Consider the following 15,790-nt stretch of genomic DNA (forward strand, 5'->3'; position numbering starts at 1 on the left):
CGGTGCTCCTCGGACCAGCTCGCCTGACACCACGTCACGGGGACGCCGGGCGACGACCTCTGACACCCCCACCGTTCAGGAGGAGGTCTCCATGTCACGGAGATCGAAAGGCCTGTCAGCCACGCTGATCACCGGCGCGCTCCTGCTGACCTCGCTCGGCATCGGCGGCATAGCCGTCAGTGCCGGGCCACCCGCACCGCACACAGCCGCCGCGCAGTCCTTCGCGGCCACCCACTCCGGCCACGCGATGGCCGCGTCCACGGCCAACTCCCCGGAGGATCCGGACGGCGACGGCTACATCCTCGCCAACCCGCCGGTCACCGGCGTGACGCCGTCCACGCAGGACCCGCCGCACCGCTACTTCCACGAGTTCCAGGCCAACTGCTCGGTCACGCACACCCGGCCGGACGACCCCATCGTCTACCCGCAACAGCCGGGCAAGTCCCACGACCACACGTTCATGGGCAACACGACGACCGACGCCAACAGCACGACCGCCTCGCTGTCGGCCGGCGGCACAACCTGCAAGGCCCCCGGCGACCTGTCCGGCTACTGGATGCCCACGCTCTACAACGGCAACCAGCCAATCCTGCCCGTCGGCCCGCAGGTCATCTACTACAAGACCGGCGTCACCGACTACACCAGCGTCCGGCCCTTCCCCAAGGGCCTGCGCTTCGTCGTCGGCAGCCCCACGCAGAGCGCCGACGAGTTCAGGAACCACCGCGGCTTCGTCGAGGGCTGGGAGTGCGGTGACAGCTTCTTCAACGTCGAGTTCCCCGCGAGCTGCCCGAACCGCGCGGACGTCCAGCTCAACATCCGCTTCCAGGCGCCGAGTTGCTGGGACGGCAAGTACCTCGACACCCCCGACCACAAGAGCCACATGGCCTACCCCGTGGTCAAGCCCGGCACGAACGACAACATGTGCCCGGCCGACCACCCGGTGGCGCTGCCGATGATCGAGTTCAAGATGGCCTTCCCCGTCAACGGCGACATGTCGCAGGTGCGGCTGGCCAGCGGCACGGGTCACAGCTTCCACTACGACTTCTTCAACGCCTGGGACGACCGCACCCTCAAGGCCCTGGTCGACCACTGCGTCGTCGGCGGGCTGCAGTGCAACGCGCGCGGCTACGACGAGACCCATCCGGAGGCGGGCGCCGCCCTCGACGAGAACTACCGACTGCCGTGAGGAGCGCGCGCATGACCCCACGCACCCGCACCCACGGTCGTACCCGAACGCGAACCCGCCGCATCGCGGCACCCGTCACCGCCGGCGTGCTGGCGGCCGGACTCCTCGCCGCGCTGCCCGCCGCCCAGGCTCAGGCCGCGGGAAGTGTCGTCAAGGTGACCGGTGGCCAGGGCGCCTGGCAGCTGACGGTCGACGGACAGCCGTACCAGGTCAAGGGATTGACCTGGGGCCCGAGTGTCGCGGACGCCGAGAGGTACATGCCGGACCTTCAGTCCATGGGCGTCAACACGATCCGCACCTGGGGAACCGACGCGAGCAGCAAGCCGCTGTTCGACTCGGCGGCCGCCCACGGCATCAAGGTCGTCGCGGGCTTCTGGCTCCAGCCGGGCGGCGGTCCCGGCAGCGGCGGCTGCGTCAACTACCTGACGGACACCGCCTACAAGAACCAGATGCTCGACGAGTTCCCCAAGTGGGTGCAGACCTACAAGGACAACCCCGGCGTCCTCATGTGGGACGTCGGCAACGAGTCGGTTCTCGGGCTCCAGAACTGCTACAGCGGCGACGAGTTGGAGCGCCAACGCGACGCCTACACCACCCTCGTCAACGACATCACCAAGAAGATCCACGCCGTCGACTCCAACCACCCGGTCACGTCCACCGATGCCTGGGTCGGCGCCTGGCCCTACTACAAGCGGAACGCACCGGATCTCGACCTCTACGCCGTGAACTCCTACAACGCGGTCTGCGACATCAAGTCCGCCTGGCAGCAAGGGGGTTACACCAAGCCGTACATCGTCACCGAGTCCGGGCCGGCCGGCGAGTGGGAGGTTCCCGACGACGCCAACGGCGTTCCGCTGGAGCCCTCCGACCAGGCCAAGGCCGACGGCTACACCCGGGCCTGGAACTGCGTCACCGGGCACCAGGGGGTCGCGCTCGGCGCCACGATGTTCCACTACGGCACCGAGTACGACTTCGGCGGCATCTGGTTCAACCTGCTGCCCGCCGGCCAGAAGCGGCTGTCGTACTACGCGGTGAAGCGGGCCTACGGCGGCGACACCGGCCACGACAACACCCCGCCCGTGATCTCCGAGTTGGCCGTGGAGGGCGGCGTGGGCCAGGTGCAGGCCGGACGTGACCTGGTGCTGTCCGTGCGGGCCACCGACCCCGACGGCGACGCGATCTCGTACGAGGTCCTCGACAACAGCAACTACATCGACCAGAGCAAGAATCTGGCCTCGCTGCCGTCCACGAACCTGGGCGGCGGCCGGCTGAGGATCACCGCACCGGACCGGCCGGGCGTCTGGAAGGTGTACGTCAAGGCGACGGACGGCCGGGGCAATGTCGGCGTCGAGACGCGGTCGATCCGGGTCGTCCCGCCGACCCCGTCAGGCACCAACGTGGCGCGCGGCAAACCGGCCACCGCCTCGTCGTTCCAGGCGAGTTACGGCGACTGCCCGTGCACCGCGGCCAACGCGGTGGACGGCAACCAGACCTCGCGCTGGGCGAGTGACTGGAGCGACCCCCAGTGGCTCCAGGTCGATCTCGGCACCCGCACCACGTTCCGGCACGTCCAGTTGTCCTGGGAGGCCTCGTACGCGAAGGCGTACACGATCCAGACCTCCGACGACGGCCAGAACTGGCAGACAGTGCGCACCGTTTCGGACGGCAACGGAGGCATCGACGACTTCGACGTCACCGGGACCGGCCGCTACGTCCGCGTCAACGGCACGGCGCGGGGCACGGGTTGGGGGTACTCGCTGTACGAGTTCGGCGTGTACGCCTGACCCAGGGACCTCTCCCGGAGCGTACGGCCCCGCTCCGGGAGAGCGCTCTATTGCCGGATACCGCAGGTCCGTTAGGGTGCCCGCATGAGCAGACAGACCCCGACACTGGAGGACGTCGCCCGCGAGGCAGGCGTCTCCCGGGCGACCGTGTCCCGGGTCGTCAACGGCGTCCGCAACGTCGATCCGGAGATACAGGAAGTCGTCCGCCGAGCCATCGAACGGACGGGGTACGCACCCAACCGCGCCGCCCGTTCCCTGGTGACCCGGCGGGCCGAGACCGTCGCCCTGGTGGTGTCCGGCGCCGGGGACATCACGGACACCGGCCAGAACGCCTTCGCCACACGGGTGTTCGCCGACCCCTTCTTCGGCCGGGTCGTCGGCGGCATCGTCGGCTTCCTGCGCCCCCGCTCGATGCACCCCGTCCTGATGTTCGCCGAGTCGGCCGAGACGCGGGAGGAGGTGCTGACCTATCTGCGCCAGGGCCGTGCCGACGGCGCCCTCGTCGTCTCCACGCACTCCGACGATCCGCTGCCCGCCCTCCTCGCCGACGCCCGCCTGCCCGCCGTGCTCTTCGCCCGCCCCTCCCGTCCGGTCCCGCTCAGCTACGTGGACCTCGCGCACCGGGACGGCGGGCGCCTCGCCGCGGAGCACCTCCTCGCGCGCGGCTGCCGCCGACCCGCAACGATCTGCGGCCCCTTGGACGTGGCGGCCAGCCAGGAGCGACTCGCCGGGTTCCGCGACACGCTCGCCCGCCACGGCCACCCCTACATCCCGGTCGCCGAGGGAGGATTCACCCTTGACAGCGGTCTCACGGCCATGGCGGACCTGCTGGTCAACCACCCCGACACGGACGGCGTGTTCGCCGCCAACGACCTCATGGCACAGGGCGCCTGTCAGGTCGTACGGGAGCGCGGACGCCGGGTGCCCGAGGACGTCGCCGTGGTCGGCTTCGACGACTCCAGCATCGCCGTGACCTGCCGACCCCGGCTCACCACGATCCGCCAGCCGGTCGAGGAGATGGCCACGGAGATGGCCCGCCTCCTCGACGAACACATCCACGGCGTACGCACCGAGGCGACGTCGGTCATCTTCGAACCGGAGCTGGTGGTGCGGGACTCGGCCTAATAGGACTCCGTTAGGTCTTCACGGCGGGCCTGTTCAGGAGCATGTTGGGTGTGTGGATGCACATCAAGTGAACCGTGTCCGGGCGATGTTGGCGCTGTACGTCGCTGATGTGTTTGCCTCGGTGCCGCGCAAGGACCAGCGGGCCAAGGGCGACTGCTACCTGCGGGGACTGATGCTGGACGGCCGCCGCAAGTCCATCCAGGCCATGGCCTCACGGCTGCCGGACGGCGACGAGCAGAACCTTCAGCAGTTCGTGAACCAGTCCACCTGGGACCCGGTGCCCGTGCAGCGGCGGATCTGCGAACGGATGCTGCCGCTCATCGCCCCGACGGCCTGGGTGATCGACGACGTGTCGGTGCCCAAGGACGGAAGGATGTCGGTCGCGGTGGCTCCGCAGTACTGCGGAGCCCTGGGCAAACGCGCCAACTGCCAGGTCGCGGTCAGCGTCCACGCCGCCACCGACACCGCCTCCTGCCCCCTGCAATGGCGGCTGTTCCTGCCCAGGGAGTGGGCGTCGGACACCGGCCGCAGGACCGTCACCCGCGTCCCGCTCGAGGTCACACACCGCGAGAAGTGGCGGCTGGCCCTGGACATGCTCGACACGCTGGCCGGCTGGGGCATGAGGCCACCGGTCGTGGTGGCCGACGCCGCCTACGGCACCAACGCACATCTGCGGGCCGGCCTGGCAGAGCGCGGCATCCACTACGTGCTCGCCGTCCGCACGGACGTGACCGCCTATCCCCTCCAGGAACAGCCCGTCGCCCCGGCCCGCAACGGGCCCATCGGGTGCTGGCCACAGCCTCGCTATCGCCATCCCGCACCCTCGGTGGCGGCCCTGGCCGCCGGTCTGGGGCAGGAGGCGTTCACCACCGTCGCCTGGCGGACCGGCTCGCGAGGAGGGTTACAGTCCCGGTTCGCCGCCCTGCGCATCCGCCCTGCGGGCAAGGCCGTCGCGCGCCCGATCCGAGCCGCAGCCTCGGCCGGGCAGGGCTGGTGGGACGGGGTCCTGCCGGACTGCTGGCTGCTGGTCGAATGGCCCCAAGAGGCCGAGGCCCCCACCGACTACTGGCTGTCGAACCTGCCGGCCGACGTGGAGATCGCCGACCTGGTCCGCCTGGCCAAGGTCCGCTGGCGCATCGAGCACGACTACCGCGAACTCAAGCACGGCCTGGGCCTGGACCACTTCGAAGGTCGCTCCTGGCCCGGATGGCACCACCACGTCACCCTCGTGACCGCCGCCCATGCCTTCCTCACCGAACAGCGCCTGGCCCCAAAAGCACCCGGATCGGCCTCACCCTCTACCAGATCCTCGAAGCGCTCCAGGACATCCTGAGGTGCTGGACCGGCATCTGCACCACCTGCCAACAGCCCCTGCCCAGCAGGCCACACACCACACCGAGATCAAGAACGACCTAACGGAGTCCTATTAGGGCCTGTTGTGAACGTGAGTGTTGAGGTCGAGCAAGTTACGGAGCTGGGTGAGCCGTGGGTTGCGCCCCTGCTGCCCGGAGGGTGGCGGCAGTGTCTGGGTGGGGCCCGTTGTTCGCCCAGTCCACCGGGGACTTGCCGGTGCCGTGGTCTTCGCGGAGGTTGGGATCGGCGCCATGGGCCAACAGCTGCCGGACCGTCTCGGTGTGCCCTCCGAGCCGGGGCCGCTGCTTTCGGTGTCCGGGCTGGCGCCGGCTTCCATGAGCAGGCGAGCTACTTCGGCCTCGCCCTGCACAGAAGCCAGGTACAGCGGAGTGGTGCCGTCGCTGTTCCTCTTGTCGGGACTTGCTCCACCGCGCAACAGGGCCTTCGTGCTTCTGCCGTCTCCCGTCAGGACTGCCTCGAAGAGGCGGCGGGAGAGCTTCTTCTGTTGGCGCTGCTTCATAGCCCGTGAGGCTAGCGATCATGAGTGCGCCGAAGCCACTCATATCCACTCGTTGATCACGGCGACCAGCACCGTGGCTTCGTAGCGGACGGCGAGTTTGTCGTACCTCGTCACCACGACGCAAATGCTTCGACGGCATCGCTTGGCGAGCCTTAACGTGCCCTCGTGGGGATCAGCGTTCAGGTACGGACATTCAGGGGCGCAGTCGAGGCCACATGCGTGCATCCCGCCATCGCCGCCCTGTGCGGACGAGCGGCAAGCCAGAATCTGCCCTTGCTCGGATGCGTCGACCTCTATGACGACACCGTGTTCAACCGGTCGCAGCTCAAAGTCCTCGTCCCGGAACTCCGAGCCTTGGCGGACGGATCAACCGCCGAGGAAGCGGAAGCAGCGCACGAAATCCTGGCCCTGACCGCCCAAGTCGAGCGCAAGGCCCACCGGTACCTCATCTTCAACGGCGACTGACACCTTCACTTTCACAACAGGCCCTGGCGCACCTCGCGGTCAAGACGCGCTGTGGTGAGCGCCGGAGTGACGCCGGTCGCCAAACGGAGAGTTCTCCGCTATCGTGACACCAAACGGAGACCCCTCCGTATCCATGACCGTCCGAGAGGTTCCTCGCTGTGCACATCGCTCTCTTCGGTGCGACCGGACTGGTCGGGCAGGGAGTCCTCACCGCCTGCCTCGCCGATCCCGAGGTCACCAAGGTGACCGCCGTGACCCGTCGCGCCACGGGCAGGGCCCATCCGAAGCTGGTCGAGGTACCGCACTCGGATTTCACGGACTACAGCGACCTTCGGGACACCTTCGCCACCGTGGACGCTCTCTTCTACTGCCTCGGCCGCACCTCCGTCGGGGTCAGCGAGGCGGAGTACCGCGTGGTGACCCGCGACTACGCCCTGGCGGCGGGCCGGGCGCTGGCACAGGTGCGCCCGGAGGCGGCGTACATCTATGTCTCCGCGCGCAACGCGGACAGCGACAGCACCACCATGTGGATTCGGGCGAAGGGCCGCGCCGAGGACGAACTGCGACGACTGGACCTCCGGGTGTCCGCGGTCCGCCCCGGCTGGATCCAGCCGCGCAACGGCGCCAGGCCGAGCGTCCGCGCACAACGGATCATCTACGGGGCGGCCGGCCCCCTGTTCCCCTTGCTGAAGCGGCGCTTCCCGGGCGCCGTCACGAGCACGGACGCCATCGCCGCGGCGATGCTCGCCCTGGCCCGCGCTAAGGGCGCACTGCCGGAGTTCGTCGACACCGCCGGGATCAACGCACTGGCCGACGCCTCCGTGCCCGCCTGAACTCACCGACAGGACAGTGTCCTTGCTGGATTACGTTCATTAAGTTCGCGGATTCAACGAGGTGTTTCCCCTGACACCGTTCCGGTTGCCCGCACCCATCGCTGATCTGCGCTTTTCGACCGCGCGAACGGTCGGCAGAGGTGACCGCCGAAAGTGATCGCCTACAAGAAGCGAAGGCATCCCGCCGGAAAAGTGCGGCCGGACCGTATTACGAGACCATGAAGTGGCGCTAACGTCCCGGCCGACGGCCCTCGTGAGGGCCGCCGTCAACACGATCGACCCTGTGCTTCATGCGCTCCACCCCCACCCGCATCGCGCCGCCGGGCCCGCACCTGGGCCCGGCGCTCCCGGTCCCGATCGGAGAGCACATGTCTCGCCATGCCCGCATGTTCGCCTGCACCGCGGCCGCCGTCTTCCTGAGCGTGGCCGCCCTCGCCCCGACCGCCTCGGCCGCCCCCGCCCAGCCGGCCGCGGCGGCGGGCTGCACCGGCCCCAACTCCCAGATCCCGCCCGGCACGACCACCAGCCGGACGCTCACCGTCGGCGGCCTCCAACGGACCTACCGGGTCCACATCCCAGCCACGTACACCGGGACCAACCCCCGGTCGCTCATCCTCTCCTTCCACGGTCACGGCCGTACCGCCGCCTTCCAGGAGAGCCTGACCCAGCTCTCCACGGTCAACGCACTCGTCGTCTACCCGCAGGGGGTGACCGGCACCGACGGCGAGAGCGCGTGGCAGGGCGCTCCCTACTCCGCTCCGGGCGTGGACGACATCGCGTTCACCCGGGCACTGATCAGCCGGCTGCAGACCGATCTGTGTGTCGACCCCCGCAAGATCTTCGCCTCGGGGAAGTCCAACGGCGGTGGGTTCGCGGCTCTCGTCGGCTGCCGTCTCGCAGATCGTGTCGCCGCGGTGGCCGCGGTCGCGGGCGCCTTCTATCCGCAGGGCGGTACCTGTCAGCCGCAACGACCCGTCCCGGTCCTCGACTTCCACGGACAGGCCGACGGCACCATCCCTTACAACGGAGACGCCTCGAAGGGCCTGCCGTCCCTTCCCTCATGGCTGACGGCCTGGGCCCAGCGGGACGGCTGCGCCGCCACTCCGCAAAGCTCCCGGGTGTCGTCCAACGTCGTCCATCAGGTGTGGCCGTCCTGCGCCGGTGGAAGCACGGTGGAGCACTACCGCATCGAGGACGGCGGTCACGTGTGGCCCGCGACGGTTCCGAATGGCGACACGGCCACCCCGACCACCATCGACGCGACGCCCCTCATCTGGGACTTCTTCCTCGCCCACCTCATGCCGACCGCGTAGGAACCCCACGGTGGGTCACGACTCCGGCGCGCCCGTCTTCAACTCCTGAAGCCACCTTGCGAGTTCAGCGACGAACATCCACAACCGCCCACGCGACGACGGAGGTTCCTTCTTGCCGCCGTAGTCGCAGAACCACAGCTCAATGGTGTCGAGGCCGTGTCCGTCCGCTCATCGAAGGGCTGTCCACGGCTCAACAAGCCTTGGTTCGGACCTTTTTCGAGGCTCCATCTAGCGTCGCCAGATCGCCCATTCTGAGTCGATCACGTTGAAGCCATTGACGCATGCAGGGTCCCGCCGGACACTCCTGCATGCGACACACCCTGAGAGCGCTCTCAGCCTTCAATGCCCAGTGCCTAGTTCTCAGTTGTCAGTGCTCAGTTCTCAGGGCAGCTGGTCCCCGCGTTCCACGGAACTCGACAGGGAGAACCAATGCGATGAGTACCACCTCACCGCCCGCCAGTACGCCGGCAGGCAACCAGAGAACCATCCTCTTCGCTCTAGGCAGCGCGCTGCTGCTGGTCATCGGCGCGCTCGTAGGCCTGGTCGGAACGAGCGGCAGCGCCTCCGCGGCCGTACCGGCTCCGCCGGCAGGCTGGACCACCCTCTTCTCGGACGACTTCACCGGAGCGTCCGGCAGCGCCCTGAACCGGTCCAACTGGCTGTACGACCTGGGCACCGGATACGCCGGCGGAGCTCCCAACTGGGGGACGGGCGAGATCGAAACGGCCACCGACTCCACCAACAACGTGTACCAGGACGGGCAGGGACACCTGGTCATCCGCGCGATCCGGGACGGGTCCGGCCACTGGACCTCCGGCCGCATCGAGACCCAACGCACCGACTTCGCCGCCCCAGCCGGCGGACAACTCCAGATGAGCGCGTCCATCCTCCAGCCCAACCCGCAGAACGGACTGGGCTATTGGCCCGCGTTCTGGGCGATGGGCGGTGCCGCCCGTCCGGTCGGCGCGACCAACTGGCCCAGCATCGGCGAGTTCGACATCATGGAGGACGTCAACGCCCTGAGCAAGCACTCCACCACCTTCCACTGCGGAGTGTGGGCGGGCGAGTGCCACGACCCCGACGGCATCACCAGCGATCTTCAGCCGTGCGCGGGCTGCCAGACCAGCTACCACACCTACTCCGCGATCATCGACCGCACCAACACCTCCGCGGAGCAGCTCCGCTTCTACCTCGACGGCAATCTGACCTTCACCGTCAATGAGAACCAGGTCTCCGTCCCCACCTGGCAGGCCGCGATCGACCACGGCTTCATGGCCATCTTCGACCTCGCGATCGCCGGTTCCTACCCCGACAAGGTCTGCGGCTGCAGCTCGGCCGCCCAGGCGGGCAGCATCACCTCCGGTGCCGCCATGAGCGTCGACTGGTTCGCGGTCTACCAGCAGAATCCGGGCGGGACCACGACCGGCGGAACGACGACCGGCGGTACCACCGGCAGCACGACGACCGGCGGCACCACGACAGGCGGAACCACCGGCGGGAGCACCCAGACGCCGGACTACACCGCAGGCGTGACGCGCCTGAGCGCCAGTCAGGCCCAGATCACGTTCCACCCGACAACGCCCGCGGCCTACGTCGACGTGCACTACCTCGTCAACGGCGCAGGCCAGCAGAACTTCCGCATGACCAACAACGGCGGCACCTGGACCCAGAACGTCGCCATCTCCACCGGCTCCACCCTGACGTACTGGTTCACCTACGAGAAGAACGGCCCTCAGTACGACAGTCCGCATTACACGTACGTCCAGTGAGACCTCCCGGGCCGGCCCCCCATACCGGCCCGGGAACCTGAATCCTCATCAGTCCCTCCCCGGGCACCCCCTGAATACCAGATCCCGCAGAGAGTGTTGACCGAGCCAGACATCCGATGTTCACTGCAAGTGACGCGGACATGTCGATTTCGGATCACCCCTGCCAGGCGCAGCTTCTGTGGCATCCAGGTCTGCGGCTCACCGGCCTGTTCCGCTGCAAGTCATCGGATCATTCAGGACCCATGACCACCAGGGAGGGCACTCGATGAGACAACGAAGACTCGTCCGAGCCTTACTCGCAGCCGTCTGCATCATGAGCGGGACGGCCGTCGGCCTCTCCACCCCCGCCGTGGCGGCACCGACGGACGCCGCGTTCAACTCCGCCACTGGAGAACTGGATGTGGACCGCGCCGCTTACATGTCCAAGCACGACCTGGTCTACAACCGGCCCACCACCAACCCGCTGCACGGGCTGACCGTGGGCAACGGCCGTATGGGGGCCATGGCGTGGCAGAACAACGGGCTGTCCATGCAGGTCTCCGGAGTGGACACCTCTCAACAGACCGCGTTCGGCGCGGGGTTGCTCAACCTCTCCACCTCCCCCGCCCTGGAGAGCGGCTACAGCACCTACCAGCAACGCCTGTCGCTGTACGACGGCACGTTGACCACCAAGTACGACAGCAACCGCACGGTGACCGTGATGGGCGCGCCGAACTCCGAGGTCATGGGCGTCCACGTCGAGGACTCACGCTCGGGGGTCTCCGCGGTCACCCTCGACCTGAACCTGTGGGACACCTCCCAGTTGAGCAACAGCGGTGACGTCCCCGACCTCAACACCTGGAAAACGGTGGCGACTTACGCCGACTCCACGGGAGCCGGACTGAGTCGCGGACAGACCGACGCGCAGAACTTCGGCTACACCCTGGCCGCGACGGTGGAAGGCACGCCCTACACCGCACGGGTCGTCGACGGCCGCACGGTCCGGCTGACGATCACCCCCTCCAGCAGCTACACCATCTGGTTCACCGCGAGCAGCCGGCTCAACGCGCCCTCCCACGACTCGGTGGCGCAGGCCAAACGCGCGCTGGCATCGGCCAAGAGCCGCGGCTACAGCGCGACGCTGGGCGATTTCCGCTCCTGGTGGCACGACTTCTGGGGCAAGTCGTTCGTGCAGTACTCGGGGTTGTCAGGCGACGCGGACTACCTGGAGAACGTCTACTACCTGAGCACCTACATGATCGCCGCCGGCGGGTACGGGACGAACCCCTTCCACTTCATCAACGGCGTCTTCCGCGCGACCGGTGACCAGACCAAGTGGAGCAACGCCTACTGGTACTGGAACCAGCGCGATGTGTACAACTCCTTCCTCGCCTCGAACCACGTCGACCTGCTGGCCGGCTTCAACCGGCTCTACAGCCGCAACTCGGCGGCGCTCAAGGCGTACACACGAACCCGCTACGACGTCGACGGACTCTGGGTGCCGGAGACCATGGGCTGGGACGGCAACGCCCGCGGCACCGTCAACAGCGACTACACCAAGAACATCTGGTCGACGGGCACCGAGGCCGCGTACAACATGTATCTCCAGTACGCGTACACCAATGACTCCGCCTACCTGCGGGACACCGTCTACCCCTTCATGCGGGACGTGGTGAAGTTCTACGCGGCGAAGCTCTCCGTCGATTCGGCGGGCAAGTACTACGTGGCGACGTCGAACGCCCACGAGACGTACTGGAACGTACCGAACGCGATCACCGACCTCGCGGCGGTGCGCACGCTGTTCCCCCTCGCCATCCGAACGTCCCAATCCCTGGGCTTGGACGCCGACTTGCGCCCCCAGTGGCAGCGGATCGTGGACAACCTGATCACCTATCCGTCCACCGCGGACGTCTACCTCCCGCACACCCCACCCCTCGCGCAGACCCGCAACGGCGAGAACGTCGCCAGCGAGATCATCTGGCCCTACGACCGGACGGGCATCGGCTTCCCGGACCAGCAGAAGGCCGTGAACACCTTCAACGCACGCCCCTTCCCGTACGACAACGTGTGGGCCAACGACGCAGTGCAGGCTGCCCGGTTGGGGCTCGGTGACCAGGCCTACCAGGGCATGAAGACGATGCTCCGCAAGTACCAGACCTATCCCAACGGCATGACCGACAACACCAACGGCGTCTTCGAGTACCTCGGCGTGCATCTCACAGCCCTCAACGAGTCGCTCCTGCAGTCCTACAACGACAAGATCCGGGTCTTCCCCGCGCCGCCGAGCGACTCCTCGTTCGCAGGACGGTTCACCCTGCTGGCCAAGGGCGGGTTCACGGTCAGTTCGGAGCGTGAAGCAGGCGAGGTGAAGTACATCGGGATCAAGAGCCGGTACGGCAACTCGACGCGGGTCGTGAACCCTTGGGGCACCCAGCAGCTCAGGGTCCGCCGGGTCTCCGACGGCGCGATCGTACTCACCACCAGCGCGGCCGAGTTCGACCTCGCGACGACTTCCGGCGCGGTGTACGTGGTAGAGCGCACCGCAAAGCCACTGCCCTCCTACACCCCCGTACGGCTCACCGGATCCGCGAACCAGGGCGAGAAGTCGCTGAGCGGCACCAGCTCCACGCTGGGCATGTCCCAGTCCCCCAACCCCATGGTGAACAACACCCAGTTGACCTACGACAGCAACTGGCACGCCACGAGCGGGCGCGGCTACGGCGACTACAACGACGACACCCACCACAGCACGACGGTGAACGCCGTGGCTCAGTACACGTTCACCGGGACGGGAGTCGCCTACCTCTCCGAACGCAACGGGGACATGGGACCCGTCGACGTGTATCTGGACGGCGTCCTTCAGGCGACGGTGGATCTACGGGTGACCGGCGCGCGCCAAGTGCAGCAGACCGTCTGGCAACGCACCGGGCTGACACGGGGCACGCACACCATCCGTATCGTCAACCGAAGTACCTCGGTGGGGATGGTGGACGCCCTGCGCATCACACCGTAGGGCTGCCGCAGGACACATCAGACCACCTCGACACGTGGGCCCGCCGCCGTGCGGGCCCACGCTGTGCGCCACACTCACCCCCATGACCACCAACCTCCGTGTCGGCCTCCTCGGAGCAGCGGCCGTTGCACCGAGTGCGCTGATCAAGCCCGCGAGCCGGAATCCCCGAGTCACGGTGACCGCAGTCGCGGCCCGGAACCGGCAGCGCGCCGAGGCCTTCGCCCGGAAGCACGGCGTTCCCGTAGTGCACCCCAACTACGAAGCGCTGCTTGCCGATCCGCAGATCGACGCCGTGTACGTGCCGTTGCCGAACGGCTTGCACGCGGAGTGGACTCTCAAGGCCATCGACGCGGGCAAACACGTCCTGTGCGAGAAGCCGTTCACCGCCAACCGCACCGAGGCCGAACGGGTCGCCGAGGCCGCTGACGCCGCCCACGCGCGCACGGGCCTGGTGGTCATGGAAGCCTTCCACTACCGTCACCACGCCCTGGCCGCGCGCATGCAGGAGATCGTGCGGAGCGGGGAGTTGGGCGAACTGCGCCACGTCGAAGCGCAGGTGTGTTTCCCGCTCCCCCGCTTCAGCGACATCCGCTACGACTACGGCCTGGCAGGCGGCGCCACCATGGACGCGGGGTGCTACAGCGTGCACGTGGCGCGGCTCCTCGGTGGTGAGACCCCGGCGGTGACCGCCGCCCGCATGCTGACGCTGCGCAAGGACCATCGGGTCGACCGCGCCATGGAGGCCGATCTCGCCTTTCCCGGTGGAGCGACCGGACATCTGCGCGCATCCATGTGGTCGCGGCGAATGCTGTCGATCCGGGCACGGGCGATCGGTTCGAAGGGCGAGCTGACGGTCACCAACTTCCTGATGCCGCAGCTCTGCCACCGGTTGACGATCCGCGGTCCGCGCGACACCGGCCGGCGCACGCTTCGACACGAGCGAGTGGCCCGCCAACCGTCCAGCTACGCCTGCCAGTTGTCCGCATTCACTGCAGCGGTCCTCGACGGTGGCCCGGTGCTCACTTCGGCCAGGGACGCCGTCGTGACCATGAGCATCATCGACGACATCTACCGCGCGGCCGGTCTGCCACCACGCGGCGAGTCCGGCCCATCCTGAGCCGTATGACCTCTACGCCTTCGGATTGGGCGTGAGCGGCTGTCAGCCACCGTGACGTTTAACGCTTGACGAGGTTGGTATAGACCTTTACGTTACGGGCGTCAAGTTCCGCTTGCGCGCTGCCAGTTGAGGTCTCCGCCGGCATGCGCGCAGTCCGGCACGAAAGGCAGCTACCCCACCTATGGCCGCTCGTCGTACCTCTCCGCTCCTCGTCCTGCGAAGCCTCTCCCTCGGTGCACTGCTCGCCCTGTTCGCCACCGCACTGGCCACCGCGCCAGCAGCGGCGGCGACAGGACAGATCACCGGTCTCGCCAACAAGTGCCTCGATGTCGCCGGCGCGAGTTCCGCCGACGGCACCGCGGTCCAGCTCTACGACTGCAACGGAACCGGCGCCCAGCAGTGGGACGTCAACGCGGACGGAACAATTCGCGCTCTGGGCAAGTGCCTTGACGTCACCGGCAACTCGACCGCCGACGGCGCCAAACTCCAGTTGTGGACCTGCACGGGCGGGTCGAACCAGCGGTGGACCGTGACGGCGGCCCGCGACATCGTCAATCCGGCGGCGAACAAGTGCCTTGACGTCAGCGACAATTCGTCGGCCAACGGCGCCAGGGCCCAGATCTGGACGTGCACGGGCGCGGCGAACCAGAAGTGGAACGCCCCCGCCTCCTCGGGCGGCCAGGAGCAGTGCTGGGCCACGCACTACGGCCCTCAGCCCGCGGGTGCCCTGACGGCCAGCGGTGAGGTCTTCGACAACAATGCCGACACGGCGGCCACCTCGCTCTCACGGCAGCCCCAACTGCCGTTCGGCACACGCGTCCTGGTCACCAATGTCGCCAACGGCCGCTCCCTGACCGTACGGATCAACGACCGCGGCACGTTCGCCCAGACTCCGCAGGAACCCAAGTGCCTCGACCTGACCGACGGCGCGTTCGGCCGTCTGGGCGGTGTCCTCAATCCCGATGCCGGCCACATCGTCGTCACGCAGACCGTCCTGAACTGACGCCCCAGTCAGCCCTCTTCAGGACCCAAGACCCCGCTTGTCCCCTCACCCCCAGGAGCTCATTCTCGTGACCACTCCCCACCTCGCGAACGTCCGCCACGGACACAGATCTCTGGTCTGGCTCGCGCTCACCTTCGTGCTGACCGCCGCGATGACAACGTTGTTCAGCGTCATGCCCGCCCATGCCGCGGACGGTCGGATCACCGGCCTGGCCGGCAAGTGCGTCGACGTGGCAGGCGCCAACACCGCCAACGGAACCGCCGTCCAGCTCTACGACTGCAACGGCACCGCCGCCCAGACCTGGTCCAACCCCGGCGACGGCACCCTGCG

13 protein-coding genes are annotated in these 15,790 nt (G+C 67.9%); 12 read left to right on the forward strand and 1 reads right to left on the reverse strand.

Going from position 1 to position 15,790, the window contains the following annotated elements; all coding sequences use genetic code 11:
• The first annotated feature begins 91 nt into the window (after window positions 1-91).
• From ACWDR3_RS28605 to ACWDR3_RS28620, 4 genes are all read left to right on the forward strand, one after another.
• Window positions 92-1,186 (forward strand): DUF1996 domain-containing protein, encoded by a 1,095-nt coding sequence (locus tag ACWDR3_RS28605; RefSeq protein ID WP_450355448.1) that lies wholly within the window; start codon window positions 92-94, stop codon window positions 1,184-1,186.
• Window positions 1,187-1,197: 11 nt separating this feature from the next.
• Window positions 1,198-2,970 carry a discoidin domain-containing protein gene (locus ACWDR3_RS28610; protein WP_450355449.1) on the forward strand — a complete coding sequence of 591 codons (1,773 nt, stop codon included), beginning with the start codon at window positions 1,198-1,200 and terminating at the stop codon, window positions 2,968-2,970.
• Window positions 2,971-3,054: 84 nt separating this feature from the next.
• Window positions 3,055-4,095, forward strand: a complete 1,041-nt coding sequence (locus ACWDR3_RS28615; protein ID WP_450355450.1) for a LacI family DNA-binding transcriptional regulator — start codon at window positions 3,055-3,057, stop codon at window positions 4,093-4,095.
• 52 nt (window positions 4,096-4,147) lie between these two features.
• A complete protein-coding gene (locus ACWDR3_RS28620; RefSeq protein WP_450355451.1) occupies window positions 4,148-5,428 on the forward strand; it encodes an IS701 family transposase in 1,281 nt (426 codons plus the stop codon).
• Window positions 5,429-5,521: 93 nt separating this feature from the next.
• On the opposite strand, the gene ACWDR3_RS28625 is transcribed toward ACWDR3_RS28620, so the two are convergent.
• Window positions 5,522-5,968, reverse strand: a complete 447-nt coding sequence (locus tag ACWDR3_RS28625; protein WP_450355452.1) for an ankyrin repeat domain-containing protein — start codon at window positions 5,966-5,968, stop codon at window positions 5,522-5,524.
• Window positions 5,969-6,133: 165 nt separating this feature from the next.
• Here ACWDR3_RS28625 and ACWDR3_RS28630 point away from each other — a divergent pair, with 165 nt between their 5' ends.
• The 8 genes from ACWDR3_RS28630 to ACWDR3_RS28665 all read left to right on the forward strand — a co-directional run.
• Entirely contained in the window at window positions 6,134-6,433 is a 300-nt protein-coding gene (locus ACWDR3_RS28630) for a hypothetical protein (RefSeq protein ID WP_450355453.1), read from the forward strand.
• Window positions 6,434-6,591: 158 nt separating this feature from the next.
• Entirely contained in the window at window positions 6,592-7,266 is a 675-nt protein-coding gene (locus ACWDR3_RS28635) for an NAD(P)H-binding protein (protein ID WP_450355454.1), read from the forward strand.
• A 290-nt stretch (window positions 7,267-7,556) separates the two neighbouring features.
• Complete coding sequence (locus ACWDR3_RS28640; protein ID WP_450355455.1) at window positions 7,557-8,579, forward strand: alpha/beta hydrolase family esterase; 1,023 nt, start codon at window positions 7,557-7,559, stop codon at window positions 8,577-8,579.
• A gap of 434 nt (window positions 8,580-9,013) precedes the next feature.
• Window positions 9,014-10,348, forward strand: a complete 1,335-nt coding sequence (locus tag ACWDR3_RS28645; RefSeq protein WP_450355456.1) for a glycoside hydrolase family 16 protein — start codon at window positions 9,014-9,016, stop codon at window positions 10,346-10,348.
• A gap of 313 nt (window positions 10,349-10,661) precedes the next feature.
• A complete protein-coding gene (locus ACWDR3_RS28650; RefSeq protein ID WP_450355457.1) occupies window positions 10,662-13,340 on the forward strand; it encodes a glycosyl hydrolase family 95 catalytic domain-containing protein in 2,679 nt (892 codons plus the stop codon).
• Window positions 13,341-13,422: 82 nt separating this feature from the next.
• Window positions 13,423-14,457 (forward strand): Gfo/Idh/MocA family protein, encoded by a 1,035-nt coding sequence (locus tag ACWDR3_RS28655; protein WP_450355458.1) that lies wholly within the window; start codon window positions 13,423-13,425, stop codon window positions 14,455-14,457.
• A gap of 181 nt (window positions 14,458-14,638) precedes the next feature.
• A complete protein-coding gene (locus ACWDR3_RS28660; protein ID WP_450355459.1) occupies window positions 14,639-15,460 on the forward strand; it encodes a lectin in 822 nt (273 codons plus the stop codon).
• A gap of 151 nt (window positions 15,461-15,611) precedes the next feature.
• Window positions 15,612-15,790, forward strand: a 179-nt coding sequence (locus ACWDR3_RS28665; protein ID WP_450355461.1) for a ricin-type beta-trefoil lectin domain protein, incomplete at its 3' end; no start/stop codon positions are given.

It is taken from the genome of Streptomyces sp. NPDC001002, assembly GCF_053599215.1.

Coding starts and splice junctions, on each gene's coding strand:
- ACWDR3_RS28640 (WP_450355455.1), top strand. CDS start 7,557: ATGCGCTCCACCCCCACCCGCATCGCGCCGCCGGGCCCGCACCTGGGC.
- ACWDR3_RS28625 (WP_450355452.1), bottom strand. CDS start 5,968: ATGAAGCAGCGCCAACAGAAGAAGCTCTCCCGCCGCCTCTTCGAGGCA.
- ACWDR3_RS28660 (WP_450355459.1), top strand. CDS start 14,639: ATGGCCGCTCGTCGTACCTCTCCGCTCCTCGTCCTGCGAAGCCTCTCC.
- ACWDR3_RS28610 (WP_450355449.1), top strand. CDS start 1,198: ATGACCCCACGCACCCGCACCCACGGTCGTACCCGAACGCGAACCCGC.
- ACWDR3_RS28645 (WP_450355456.1), top strand. CDS start 9,014: ATGAGTACCACCTCACCGCCCGCCAGTACGCCGGCAGGCAACCAGAGA.
- ACWDR3_RS28650 (WP_450355457.1), top strand. CDS start 10,662: ATGAGCGGGACGGCCGTCGGCCTCTCCACCCCCGCCGTGGCGGCACCG.
- ACWDR3_RS28605 (WP_450355448.1), top strand. CDS start 92: ATGTCACGGAGATCGAAAGGCCTGTCAGCCACGCTGATCACCGGCGCG.
- ACWDR3_RS28615 (WP_450355450.1), top strand. CDS start 3,055: ATGAGCAGACAGACCCCGACACTGGAGGACGTCGCCCGCGAGGCAGGC.
- ACWDR3_RS28655 (WP_450355458.1), top strand. CDS start 13,423: ATGACCACCAACCTCCGTGTCGGCCTCCTCGGAGCAGCGGCCGTTGCA.